8 protein-coding genes are annotated in these 13,303 nt (G+C 58.7%); 1 reads left to right on the plus strand and 7 read right to left on the minus strand.

Translation table 11 applies throughout. From position 1 onward, the window contains the following. Positions 1–78: 78 nt before the first annotated feature. Both pbpC and HFD95_RS10305 read right to left on the minus strand, forming a co-directional pair. Positions 79–2,418 (minus strand): peptidoglycan glycosyltransferase PbpC, encoded by a 2,340-nt coding sequence (gene pbpC, locus HFD95_RS10300; protein ID WP_010671318.1) that lies wholly within the window; start codon positions 2,416–2,418, stop codon positions 79–81. Further along, positions 2,419–7,314: an alpha-2-macroglobulin gene (locus tag HFD95_RS10305; protein WP_167430198.1), complete on the minus strand. Its 4,896-nt coding sequence runs from the start codon at positions 7,312–7,314 to the stop codon at positions 2,419–2,421. 146 nt (positions 7,315–7,460) lie between these two features. On the opposite strand from HFD95_RS10305, the gene sseA reads away from it, so the two are divergent. Next, positions 7,461–8,303: a 3-mercaptopyruvate sulfurtransferase gene (gene sseA / locus HFD95_RS10310; RefSeq protein ID WP_167430199.1), complete on the plus strand. Its 843-nt coding sequence runs from the start codon at positions 7,461–7,463 to the stop codon at positions 8,301–8,303. A 40-nt stretch (positions 8,304–8,343) separates the two neighbouring features. Here the strand turns inward: sseA and sseB are convergent, their stop codons facing one another. From sseB to trmJ, 5 genes are all read right to left on the minus strand, one after another. After that, positions 8,344–9,108 carry an enhanced serine sensitivity protein SseB gene (gene sseB, locus HFD95_RS10315; RefSeq protein ID WP_010257582.1) on the minus strand — a complete coding sequence of 255 codons (765 nt, stop codon included), beginning with the start codon at positions 9,106–9,108 and terminating at the stop codon, positions 8,344–8,346. Between the two features lie 46 nt (positions 9,109–9,154). Then, positions 9,155–10,441 carry an aminopeptidase PepB gene (gene pepB, locus HFD95_RS10320; protein ID WP_010257585.1) on the minus strand — a complete coding sequence of 429 codons (1,287 nt, stop codon included), beginning with the start codon at positions 10,439–10,441 and terminating at the stop codon, positions 9,155–9,157. Between the two features lie 161 nt (positions 10,442–10,602). After that, the gene (locus tag HFD95_RS10325) at positions 10,603–11,763 is read right to left on the minus strand and encodes an IscS subfamily cysteine desulfurase (RefSeq protein ID WP_167430200.1); all 1,161 of its coding nucleotides are present in this window, start codon (positions 11,761–11,763) and stop codon (positions 10,603–10,605) included. A gap of 88 nt (positions 11,764–11,851) precedes the next feature. After that, positions 11,852–12,349, minus strand: a complete 498-nt coding sequence (gene iscR / locus HFD95_RS10330; protein WP_010257591.1) for a Fe-S cluster assembly transcriptional regulator IscR — start codon at positions 12,347–12,349, stop codon at positions 11,852–11,854. 130 nt (positions 12,350–12,479) lie between these two features. Continuing rightward, positions 12,480–13,232, minus strand: a complete 753-nt coding sequence (gene trmJ, locus HFD95_RS10335) for a tRNA (cytosine(32)/uridine(32)-2'-O)-methyltransferase TrmJ (RefSeq protein WP_010257594.1) — start codon at positions 13,230–13,232, stop codon at positions 12,480–12,482. Positions 13,233–13,303: the final 71 nt, after the last annotated feature.

Here is a 13,303-nt window from a genome sequence, read left to right on the forward strand (position 1 = left end):
GAGATCCCTAATTTGATGAAAATTCTTGATCTGAGTCGAAGCAGACGCGCCATAGTTATGATTTAGCGCAAAAAAGCGTCAGCCCCGGCTGAAGGTGACCGAGACAAGTTGCCCCTCTTCATCCATCACCACCAGCTGATACTCGCCCGGATGATCGAGCTGCAGCGACAGGCTGTCTGCGGCGTTCTGCGTCATCAGAGGCTCACCATTCAGGAACCACCAGCGCTGTGTGCCCTGCCCTCCCTGCACCGCGACCGGCATTGTCAGCGCGCTCCTGCCCGGCAGCGGTCTGACAATTTGCCCCTCAATCACGCCGGTAACGATCAGCGGTGCGCTGCTGCCCTGCTGTAACGGCGGACACCGGGCATCGACAGGGGGCAGACGTTGCGCCCGCCGCTCCTGAGGCGGCAGCCAGGCCTCCAGCGGCAGCGGCCAGACCAGCCGTTCATGGCGGGTGGCGTCGGGGCAGTCTGCTGCGACGCGCAGTCCCTGCGCATTCTGCCAGTAGCCCAGGCGTAATCCGCTGAGGCTCTCCTGACCGGGAGCCAGCAATGTAGGCGGCAGCGTGTCGGCGGCAACCCAGCTTTGCCGCCGCTGGCGACAGTTTTCGTCTCCGGCGGGCAACGGCTGACCGCCAGGCCAGCAAATGGTCGCCACCGTCACCGAGGCCGGCCGCGGATCGCCCGGAACGTCACGTCTGCCGAGGCGACTCATCAGCAGGCTGTTGATCTGATTCATGACGGGCACGGCAGAGGCAAAACCAAACTGCCCGGCAACCGGCGTCGCATCCGGTCTTCCGACCCAGACGCCAATCAGATAACGGGGATTGATCCCCACCGACCAGGCGTCGCGGTAGCCATAACTGGTGCCGGTTTTCCAGGCCAGTGGCACCACATCGGGTACGCTGCCATTGCCCGCGGGCTGCGCTTCCCCGGCCAGGATACGCCGGATGATCCACGCCGACTCAGGCGAAAGCAGCGGCCGCTGCTGTAAGGGTTGATCGGGCATCCAGCGCAGCTGGCCGGCGTTGCCGTGGCGGGCAAAGGCGCTGTAGGCTGCCACGATCTCATCCATGCGCGCTCCGGTGCCGCCGAGAATCAGGGAAAGATTAGGTTCAGCGCCGGGGGGAAAACGTAAGTTGAGACCGACATTGCGCAGGCGCGCTGCAACGTTTTTCGGTCCCAGCGCCTCCAGAAGCTGCACCGCAGGCAGATTCAGCGACCGCACCAGTGCGTCACTGGCGCTGACCGGCCCGTGAAATCCGGTATCGAAGTTGCCTGGCCGGTAATCACCAAAGCGACGCGGCACATCCTGCAGCAGTGATTCGGCATGAATCAGCCCCTCATCCAGCGCCATGCCGTAAATAAAGGGTTTTAACACCGAGCCTGGCGAACGCACGCTGGCGATCATATCCACATGGCCAAAACGGCTGTCATCGGTAAAGTCAGCCGAGCCGACGTAGCCGCGAACCGCCATGGTGGTGTGATCCACCACCAGCATCGCCAGCGAGGTGCGTGGAGGAAGCTGATTTTTAACATTCAGCGCCAGGCTTTCCAGTTCGCGCTGCAGTGAGGGGTCAAGCGTAGAGACAATCTTATCGCTGTGGCTGATCGACAGCAGTCGCCGGGCCAGCAGCGGCGCCATCTGTGGCATCTGGCGCGGCGGCAGCCACACCGGCTCCTGACGGATTTCCGCCACCTGTTCAGCAGACCAGATGCGGTATTCCGCCAGCCGATCCAGCACTTTGTTGCGTGCGGCTTCTGCCCGCTCAGGCCAGCGATCGGGCCGCAGACGGCTGGGTGCCTGCGGCAAAACGGCCAGCAGCGCCGCCTCGCCCGGCGTCAGCTGTGACGGGGCTTTTCCCAGCCAGCTCCAGCTTGCCGCGCCCACCCCTTCCAGCGTGCCGCCAAAGGGCGCACGGTTAAGGTAGAGCGTCAGGATGTCTCGTTTGGAAAGATGCCACTCCAGCTGCAGCGCCCGCCACGCCTGAATCAGCTTGCCGCGCAGCGTTCGGGGTTGCGGGTCGATAAGGCGTGCCACCTGCATGGTCAGCGTGCTGCCTCCGGAAATCACGCTCTGATGGCGCAGATCCTGCCAGGCGGCGCGCAGCAGAGCCAGGGGATTGATGCCGGGATGATACCAGAACCAGCGATCTTCATAGGTCAGCAGCGCCTGCAGATAGGCCGGAGCCACCTCCTCTGGCGTGACCGGATAGCGCCAGATCCCCTTGCTGTCAGCAAAGCGCCACAATGGTGTACCGTCGCTGGCAACAACCACCCGCGCAGGCTGCACCTGTTTAAGCGGCAACGGGAAAAGCCGATCCAGCCCCCATATCGCCAGCCACAGCGCCAGAAAAAAAAGCGGCAGCGCGAGCCACCACTTTTTGATGCTGCTGACGTTTACCACGCGTCGCGTCACTTACTGAATATGCAGCTGTGACGGCGTGCTGCCGGTGGCGCGCCACTCCGGCACATACATCGACTCGACCTGCGGTGGTGGCATCAGATAGCGACCCGGTGTGACCGCCCGCGCCAGGTAGACCAGCGTCGCGGGACGATAAGTATCCACCGCCAGTGCCGCCACAAAGCGATCGTCACGGAACTCAATGTGTCTGATGTCAGCCTGCTGCATGTCACCCATGCTCTCCTTCAGCGCATCCGCACTGTCGCCGAGGCTGGCGCTGCTGTCTGCCAGGTTCTGGTTTTCCAGCTCCAGACCGGCAGGCAGCAGATCCACCACCAGCGCATCGGTGATGCTGCGCTTCGACGAAACGGTCAGACGCACCACCAGCAACTCGCCGCTGCGCAGATTGCTGAGATCGGCGGCTTTGCCATCCAGCGTAAAGTATTCACGCTTTATCCCGAGCACATTGCTCTCCGGCTGTGGCGCGGCCAGCGGATAACCGGTGACATCCAGACGACCATACAGCGGCGCACTGCCCGGATTACTGATGGCTAAGCCCTGCAACAGTCGTTCAGCCCCCAGCCCTTTATTCAGTGGCGCATCGCCCTGCAGAGGCTGTGCATTGCCCGACAGTTGCGCCTGCCAGCTTCCGCCCTGCGCACGCTGCAGCGTATGCGCCGCTAAATAGAGCGCGTTATTCTCCTGAGTCGAAAACCAGCGCTTGCCGTTGACCTCTTTTGACAGCGACAGCAGCAGACTATTCTGCAAATCAGGCTGCAGCTTATTCTCTGCTAACAGGGCTATCATCATCCCCTGATCGCGCACCGTGCTGCCATAGTCGCCATACCACTCTTTATCTGAGCGCGTCAGACTGGCACCCTGCATGATCGCAAGCGATGCGCGCTGCCCGTCACCCATCAGCTTCAGCGCTACGCCAAGCTGCATCAGCGCCAGGCCGGAGCGGGCCTTCTCACGCTTTTCATACAATGCGCGCAGCGCACCCAGCGGCGCACGCTGCTGACGCGCCAGCACCAGTCCGGCGTAAGCCTGCACGCTGAACTGCAGCGCGGCGTTGTTATCACTGCCGCCGCCGCTGATCTGCGCGGGATCCTGCAGATAGCGCAGCAGCCGTGCGTTAGCGCGATCAACTACGTTATCCGGCAGCGCATAGCCCGCCTCGCTGGCGCGAAGCAGGAAATCGGTCACGTAAGGCGTCAGCCAGAACTCCTCCTCACTCTGTTTGTCCCACAGCCCGAAGCTACCGTTGGCCCGCTGCATGCCCGCCAGACGGGCAATGCCGGTGTCGACGGCGGCCCGGCGCGCCTCATCACTGCTGGTTTTTATCCCCATCGCGGTCAGCTCGGCATGGCTGGTGTAGAGCGACGGCCAGAGGCCGCTGGTGGTCTGTTCCAGACAGCCGTAGGGATAGGCGTAAAGCGCACTGATATAACTGGCGATATTGAGCGGCGGACGATTGCTCAGCGTCAGCTGTCCACTCAGGGTCTGAGCATCCAGGCCGGTAAACGCGGTTGCCGCGACCTGCCAGGGCTGATCGGGATTGATGACGGCATCGAAATTCAGCGTCCGGGCCGGATAAGGTGGCCTGACGCCGATTTTCCACTGCTGTTTGCTGGGCTTCACCTGCTCGCCCGGCAGGTTCAGACCGGAAATCTGTACGGCGACCTCGCCATCACCAAAGCCGGCTTTCGCCGTGACCGGAATCTGAAGTGTGGTACGTGCGCCTTTGGCCAGCGTCACACTCTGGCTGGCAGCCCCGGCCAGATCCACTAAGCCACTGCTGCTCAGATCCACCTTCAGAGTTTGCGGCAGATCGGTCAGATTAGTGAGATCCAGCGCCAGTGAGGCTGTATCGCCGCTGGCAAGGAAGCGCGGGGTGGCCAGTTCGCTGATCAGCGGTGCCGCAACCACCAGTTTACGTTCGGCCGCGCCGAAGCTGTCGTCGCTCCATGCCTGGGTCATCAGCCGCAGTTCACCGTTAAAGGCCGGGATCGGCAGCGTAATCGATCCGTTGCCCTCTTTATCCAGCGTCACCGCCTGTAACTGCTGCGCCACGATATTGACGTGCGTCACCGGCTTTTTGCCGCCGCGCGTCATCGATTCATCTTCGCCATCACCACCAAAACGCAGTGCCGCGAGCCGACCACCGCCTTCGATCAGCTGGCCAAAGACGTCGTACTGATCGACGTTATAGCGTTTACGGCCAAAAAACGCCTGCCACGGATCGGGGGTTTTATAATCCGTGACGCTCAGAACGCCGCTGTCCACTGCTGACAGCAGTACATTCACTTTTTCAGGCAGCGGGCCGCCATCACGACTGGCGTGGACTTTTACCGTCAGGCGTTGCTCAGGACGGATTTTATCGGGCGCATCCAGCGTCAGATTTAAGCGGCGCGCCTCCGTCGCCATCGGCAGATGCAACAGCCCCACCGCGCGTTTTGGCGTTGCGCCACTGACCTTATCGCCGTCACGCACCACGATGGCGCTGAAGTAGAGATCGTGACGCTGCCAGCTCTCAGCAACAGGGACATCCACCGTTGTGCCGCCCTTTGGTACGGTCAGTGGCTGCCACCAGAGCGTGCCGCTGCTCGACTCCACCATCAGGTAACCTTTACCGGCCGCCGGTGACTCAACCTGCAGATGCACGGTATCGCCCGGCTGGTAAGCCGCTTTATCCAGCTTCAGTCTGACCTGATCCGGGCGCAATGCACCCGTGCCGTTGGTGTTATCCTGCCAGTCATAACCCGCCTGGAACCGGACGCTGCTGACGATCTTCTCGCCCGCCTGCACTTCCAGCCGGTAGTGGCCCCACTCGACCGGGAAGCTGACTTTGGTGCTGCCATCAGCCGGGACAGAGATGGCGCGTTCATCTTCCTGCAGATCCTTGTCGCTATACTGCGACTGCCAGCCTTCGCTGTCAGAGAAGCTCCAGTAGTAATCATGGCGTTCACGGATCAGGCGAACATCCAGCTTCTCTGCCGCCAGTTTTTTGCCCTGACTGTTGGCATAGACAATGTCGAATTCGGCCAGGCTCTGTTCCGGCACGGTCGGCTCATCGTGATAGCTGTCACTGCGGTAGTCATAAACCGCCTTGTTACCAAACAGCGGCCGGATACCCGGCAGCGCTTCAGCGGGCCAGATGGCCTGGGTGGCACGACGGGTGACCGGACGTCCGCCGGTTTCCAGCAGGCTGGCCTGCAGGATGAGATTGAGCGGAGAGTGGAGCTGCTCCCACTGATTTTCTACCGTGAGTTGTGCTTTACCGCTGGCGTCGAGCTTGAGATCCACCTCATCCAGCGTGCGCTTTAACCCCTCTTCGGTGATGTCACCAAACTGATAGCCTGGCAGTGCAGTCACCGCCTCGCGTGCCGGTCGCAGATAGAGTTGACCCTGTAGCGTGTTACCTGCTGCTGGGGCGCCATAGAGATAGCGCCCCTCAATACCGAACTCAACACTGGCATCAGCGGCCTGTGGCTGAGGGTCATTTTTCAGGGTTAACGCCATACGCTCCGGCAGAAAATCTTCGACGTGAAACTTCCACTCTCGCTTGAGGTTATCGCCGGTATTCAGTCGCAACATCCAGTCGCCGGTCATGGCCGACGCGGACAGCGCCAGTCGCTGCTGGTAGAATCCCGCTTCAGGCTGCCAGACAAAAGTCCGCATCACCTGGCCATCGGGCTGCACCAGCTCCGCTTTGATCGGCTGCGCGGGCAAGGGGTGTCCGTCGGCATCGCGAAGCAGCGCATTCACGATGACCGTTTCGCCAGGACGATAGATATCGCGCGGACCAAAAACAAACAGCTGTTTGTCATAGCCCTGCGGCCCCGCGACCGGGAATTCAGCGAGATCCAGCGCCGGACGCGCCAGGTCGATCATTGAGGTCTGTTCTCCCTGAATTGCCAGCAGGAGCTTGCCTTTTTCATCCGCCTTGAGGCTCAGATGACCGGTGCTGTCACTGGTTCCGCTTTGCAGCACCTGCCCCTTCTCATCCAGTAACCTGACGCTGACCCCGGAAAGCGGCTGACCGTCTGCCAGACTCTGGGCGAACAGTTCGAACCGGGTCGGGAAGCGATGCAGTGACAGGCCAATATCGCTCAGGGTGAAAAGCGTGGCGGGCTGGCTGTAGCGATAAGTACCGGCCTGCTTCATCACCGCCAGATAGACGCCCGGCTGCTGAAGTGCGGTAATGTCACGCATCGGCAGCTGCAATTTTTCACGCGTGTTACGCGCCGGGTTGAGCTCAAAGCGTCCGCTATAAACCAGCTGGCTGCTTTTCAGCAGCTCCTGCGACTGCCAGCTTGAGAGGTTGTTGCCGTAATTCCACTGCGAGAGAAATTCCGCCAGGCCGGCATTCTTTATCCGGAAGAAATCGACATCGACCTGGTCAACATTCAGCGCCAGCACCGGCAGTCCCTGGGTGATACGCAGCGGCAGCAGTGAACCGCGACTGGCAAAGCCCACCATCGGCTGGATATCACGGGTGGCGATTTTCTGACTGTAATCGGCGGCAAGCGTCTCTCCGCTGGCCGCGCGCAGTCCCGCATCCACCGTGACGGTGAAGTGACGCGACGGCTCGGGATGGCGGAAGCGCAACGTTTTGCGGTTAGCAGAAAGCTCCCAGCCGCCATCCACCCGGCCCTGTTTATCGTCGGTCAGCCTGACTTTTTGCGCGATATCCTGTTTATCATCAAGCGGCTGACTGAAGGTTAAGACCAGCGCAGCGGCATTATCGATCTGCAGTTCCGAGAGATCGATAATCGTCAGCGGTTTGCTGACCTGGGAGGTTGCGGGTGCTTCTGCCGCCTGGAGAGGCAAAACAGGTAACAGGGTCGCTGACAGCAGCGAGCCACCGATCAGCATGCTGAGCAGCAGCCGGGTATTGCGTTTCTTCATGGTAGTTCCTTCACCGGGACGCAGGGAGTGTCGTTTGATTACGCAGCGCAATTTCATATCAATGCTCGCATTTAATCAACGCTTCTCTTGAGATGGTGCGCACATTCCCTGACACTGGTATGACAGATTGCTGAGATGAGGTTGTTATGACGACGCCACTGTTTGTGTCCGCCGACTGGTTACAAGAGCACTACAACGATGAGCGGCTTCAGGTGCTGGATGCACGGTTGTTGCCACCCGGTATGGAAGCGGTTCGCGATATCCAGGCCGAAAATCTGGCGGGTCATTTACCCGACGCCCCTTACTTCGATATTGAAGCGCTTTCCGATCACACCAGCCCTTACCCCCATATGCTGCCCCGCGCCGAAAGTTTTGCCGTCGCGATGCGTGAACTGGGTGTCAGCAGTGATAAGCACCTGGTGGTGTATGACGAGGGTAATCTCTTTTCTGCGCCACGCGCCTGGTGGATGCTGAAAACCTTTGGTGTGGCTCAGGTGTCGATTCTGGCCGGGGGCTTGCAGGGCTGGAAAGAAGCCGGTTTTGCGCTGGCAACCGGCGAAGTGAATCTGCCGGAAGGTGAGTTTGAGGCCCACGCAGATGAAAGCCGGGTGAAGCGCCTGACGGACGTACTGCTGATCAGCCATGAAGGCGGCGCACAGATTATTGATGCGCGTCCTGCCAATCGCTTTAACGCCGAAGTGGATGAACCACGTCCCGGATTGCATCGTGGCCATATTCCCAACAGCCTGAACGTGCCGTGGAACAGCCTGGTTGAACAGGGAAAACTCAAGCCGGAGGCGGAACTTCAGACGCTGTTTGCCGATGCGGGCGTCGATATTACCCAACCGGTGGTCGCCAGCTGTGGCTCAGGCGTGACGGCGGTGGTGGTGATTCTGGCGCTGACGGCGCTGGGCGCACGGGATGTCACGCTGTATGACGGATCCTGGGGCGAATGGGGCAGTCGCGACGACTTACCTATCGCGAAATAAAAAACAGGCGGCCCATGAGCCGCCTGTTTACTTTGTTGTCTCAGATAATCCGCTCACTGCCCTTGAAGTCCCGCAGGAAACTGCCCCAGCGACGCTCGTAGAATGGCGTGATGTGGGCGGTAAAGAAGTGGCTGATGCCGCGATCGTTTAGCGTCACCTCACAGATATCAACCGGCGCATCGTCCGGCAGCGTATCGGTTGCCACGCTGCCCGCCGCCTGAATGATCGTCTCAATATTGCTGTCCGCTTCAATGCCAATCAGCAGATTGGGCGCTTCGTCAGCCCGCTCACGGATACTGGCGATAAACGCGCGACGCACCTGCTTATGCTTGCTGAAGAGCTGAGTCAGTGAGTCGATCATCTGCGCAGGGGGTTCAGCCACCTCAGACAGCAATAGTGACTGTCCGCCTTCCAGCACGGTTTGCTGGCTTAGTGCACTGCCCTCTTCAGCCAGCAGATGGGTGATCTCGGCCGCAGTAAACTCTTTACCGGAAGGCAGTTTGGGATTGAGAAACAGCGTCTCGCCACGTGTAATCTCAAACAGCGTTCGTACCGGCAGACGCAGCCAGGACTGCTCACCGCTCACCGCTTCACTCATCGCCTCTTCTGACGTGAAAAAAGGAATGATGCTGCTGCCATCCTCTTTTTCCCAGTGCTGCAGATCAACGGGCGTGCTGGCATCAAGCTGTTGCGTGGTGCTTTCACCTGGCACCCAGGCATCAGATTCCAGCAACAGCTGAAAAAATTCGGGCCGATGGGCAGGCTCAGTGGCCGCCAGCTTCAGCACCTCTTCAAGACGATTCATAGTTTTCCTTTGAACAGCGGCGGCATCAGCCACCGCTGAGATCGGCTTATTTCAGTAACAGATTGGCGAGGGTACGCACGCCAAGACCTGTTGCACCCGCCGCCCACTGGTCAACTGCGCCTTTGCGATAGGTCGCGGAGCAGTCGATGTGCAGCCAGCCCTGCTGATAGTTACTGACGAAGTGTGACAGGAACGCTGCCGCGCTACTGGCACCCGCCGCATGTGACGGGCTGGCGATATTATTGAGATCGGCGAAGTTAGACGGCAGATGGCTGCGATGGAATTCGGCCAGCGGCAGACGCCAGAAAGGTTCGTTCTCACTCACCGCGCTGCCCATCAGCGACTGTGCCATCACATCATCAAAGGTAAACAGCGCATGGTAATCGTTGCCCAGCGCCGTCTTAGCCGCACCGGTCAGCGTCGCAGCATCGATGATCATCGTCGGGTTCTGCTCGCTGGCGTCGATTAAACCGTCGGCCAGGACCAGACGCCCTTCCGCATCGGTGTTCATCACTTCCACCGATTTACCGTTGCGATAGCGAATGATGTCGCCCAGTTTAAAGGCGTTGCTGCTGACCATATTATCGGCACAGCAGAGGTAGAGTTTGACGCGCTTGTTAAGACCGCGCGAAATCGCCATGGCCAGCGCGCCGGTGACGGTCGCCGCGCCGCCCATGTCAGATTTCATTGAGTCCATGAAGCTGCTCTGCTTCAGGCTGTAGCCACCGGTATCAAAGGTGATGCCTTTACCGACCAGACAGGCGTAGACCGGGGCATCGTCGTCGCCGGTCGGGTTGTAATCGAGCGCCAGAAATACCGGCGGACGATTTGAACCGCGTCCAACGGTGTGCAGGCCCATATACCCCTGTACCCTCAGATCGTCGCCTTTGGTGATGCGATAGCTGACGGCACTGCCGCCCACTTCACTGATCAGATCGACTGCATTGTGTGCCAGCTGTTCTGGCCCAAGATCTTCCGCAGGCAGGTTAATAACGTTGCGAACCCAGTCGATAATTTTCAGACGGCGATCAAACTCCGCCTGCTCATGTTCGCCCAGCGCCGGCCACTCAACCTGACGCTGACCTTTCGGACCACGGAAGCCCTGCCAGAATGCCCAGCACTGCTCAAGGTGCCAGCCTTCGCCGGTCAGCGCCACATGGCGGATCCCCTGGCTGTCGATTTTGTGAGCCGCACGCTGAATGATATTCAGCGCATCCGCGCCGGTCAGATGCAGTGTCATGCCGCTGTCGTTGCTGCTGAGAATCGCTTTTTCGCCCCAGCGCGCATCGGCGGGCTGGCTGCTAAGCGTAATATTCATGGGTTGTGTGGTCATCGAAAAGCTCCATAATCGTTATCTGTTTCATCCAGCCTGATTGTTATAACGGCTTTAATAAGATGTTAAATATAATTCGCAGAGAGACCTGATAACAGATTCCGTCAGGTGTTGCCAGCGAAGTGCAAATATAGGCGCAATTTCCGGACTATGACCGGATATCAGGATTTCATTAAGGCCCGCAGACGGGTCACTGATTTCTGCACCAGGGCAATGGCGTAGTCGATCTCTTCCTCGGTTGTGAAGCGTCCCAGCGAGAAGCGCAACGAACTGTGCGCCAGCTCTTCACTCAGGCCCAGCGCCCGCAATACATAGGAAGGCTCCAGGCTGGCGGAGGTGCAGGCCGATCCGGAAGAGAGCGCCAGATCTTTCAGCGCCATGATCAGTGATTCACCCTCAACGTCAGCAAAACTGAGGTTAAGAATGTTCGGTGCGCTCTGCTGCAGATCGCCATTGAGGGTGACGTCGGGCAGTGTGCTGATGCCCTGCCACAGGCGATTGCGCAGAGTCTGCAGTCGCGCCATCTCGGTTTCGCGCTCTTCTGCTGCGATACGATACGCCTCGCCCATGCCGACAATCTGATGCACCGGCAATGTCCCGGATCGCATACCGCGTTCATGTCCGCCGCCGTGGATCTGCGCAGCAATCTGCACACGCGGTTTACGCCGGACATAGAGTGCGCCGATGCCTTTCGGGCCATAGAGTTTATGGGCAGAAAAGGACATCAAATCAACCGGTAACTGGCTGAGATCGATAGGCTGCTTGCCGACGCTCTGGGTCGCATCCACATGAAACAGAATCTCACGTTCGCGGCAGAGTTCGCCAAAGGCGGCGATATCCTGAATCACTCCGGTTTCATTATTAACGTGCATCAGAGTGACTAAAATCGTGTCGTCGCGCAGCGCCGCACGCAGCTGGTCAGGCGAGATAATGCCGTTAGCCGCCGGGGTGAGATAAGTGACAGCAAAGCCTTCACGCTCAAGCTGCTGGCAGCTATCAAGCACCGCTTTATGTTCTGTCTGGCTGGTGATGATATGTTTGCCGCGCGCCTGATGGGCGTGAGCTGCACCTTTAATCGCGAGGTTATCGGATTCGGTGGCGCCAGAGGTAAAGATGATTTCACGCGGATCGGCATTGACCAGTTCGGCGATCTGATTACGCGCAACATCAACCGCTTCTTCAGACTGCCAGCCAAAACGGTGCGATCGCGAGGCCGGATTACCGAACGTGCCATCCAGCGTCAGAAACTGCATCATTTTGCTGGCCACACGCGGATCGGCCGGCGTGGTGGCGGCGTAATCCAGGTAAATCGGTAATTTCATTGCGCTACAGCTCCGTATAAAAAATCATACGTCTTTATAGCAGATTCGGCCCTGACCGCGTTAGCAGTAAGGGCCGCAACAGCGGGGATTACGAGGCGCGTTGGTTGACGTTAATTTCCTGCGTGCGCGGGCTCTGGAAGCGACGATTATCAATCGCATTCTGACGATCGGCTACATCCAGGATCTCCTGATTATTCACCAGCTCAGCCAGTGTAATATTGTTCAGGAAGTCACTGATACGCACGCTCAGATCGCGCCACAGCACGTGAGTCAGGCAACGCTCGCCGCCCTGGCAGCCTTCTTTACCCTGACATTTGGTGGCATCAACAGACTCATCAACGGCGGTGATCACTTCACCGACAGAGATGGTATTAGACGCTTTACCCAACAGATAACCGCCGCCCGGACCACGTACGCTGGACACCAGCTCATTTTTACGCAATCGGGAGAATAACTGCTCCAGATAGGAGAGCGAAATGCCCTGACGCTCTGAAATATCAGCCAGCGGGACCGGACCTTCATGGGAGTGAAGGGCAACGTCCAGCATTGCAGTAACGGCATAACGTCCTTTGGATGTCAGTCTCATAGCGTACGACCTCAATAGCGTCCGGTTATCGGAGGATTAGCAACAGATGCTCTGAAGTCTGCCATTCCCGAGTAAATTGGTCAACTATTTAACCTGGTAAATTAGTCAGGTATTTAACCTGGTAATTCACTCAACTATTATCTGCTTCTTTTTTATCGTTTTTTCGCTTTTCAAACGACGAAAGCATGCCGCGCAGGATGTTCAGTTCATCGCGTTCCGGGCGGGCGCGGGTGTAAAGGCGACGCAGTTTGCTCATCACCTGGCCAGGATTGGCTTCACGGATAAAGCCGCTATTCAGCATCATCTGTTCCATATGCTGATAGAAACGCTCCAGGTCATCCACCAGTGGATAAGGTGACTCTTCATACTGCGGCGGCGGGCTGGCCTGCTCCTGCGCCTGTAACCATGCCATGCGCACTTCATAGGCGATAATCTGTACGGCCATCGCCAGGTTCAGCGAGCTGTATTCCGGGTTTGCCTGAATCGCGACGTGATAGTGGCACTTCTGCAACTCGTCATTGGTCAGGCCGACACGTTCACGACCAAATACCAGCGCAACCGGTGCCTGCTGGCCCTCTTCCACGCTTTTCACGCCACATTCGCGCGCATCCAGCATCGGCCAGGGCAGCGAGCGGGAACGTGCGCTGGTGCCGACCACCAGACTGCATCCGGCAATGGCCTCATCCAGCGAGTCGACAATTTTTGCGTCGCCGATAACGTCGCTGGCACCGGCCGCGAGTGAGATAGCCTGTGAGTCAGGCTTGACCAGTGGGTTAACCAGATAGAGGTTGGTTAAGCCCATGGTTTTCATGGCGCGCGCAACGGAGCCCATGTTACCGGTGTGAGAAGTCTCGACCAGCACGATACGAATATTTTGCAACATGATTAGGGATACTCAGAAACGGGTCAGTAAAATCAGTAGAGAGAATATTAACATAAAGCAGGACATTTACC

Origin of the sequence: Pantoea sp. EKM10T (genome assembly GCF_011800685.1) — a bacterium.
Taxonomy (GTDB): Bacteria; Pseudomonadota; Gammaproteobacteria; order Enterobacterales; family Enterobacteriaceae; genus Pantoea; species Pantoea agglomerans.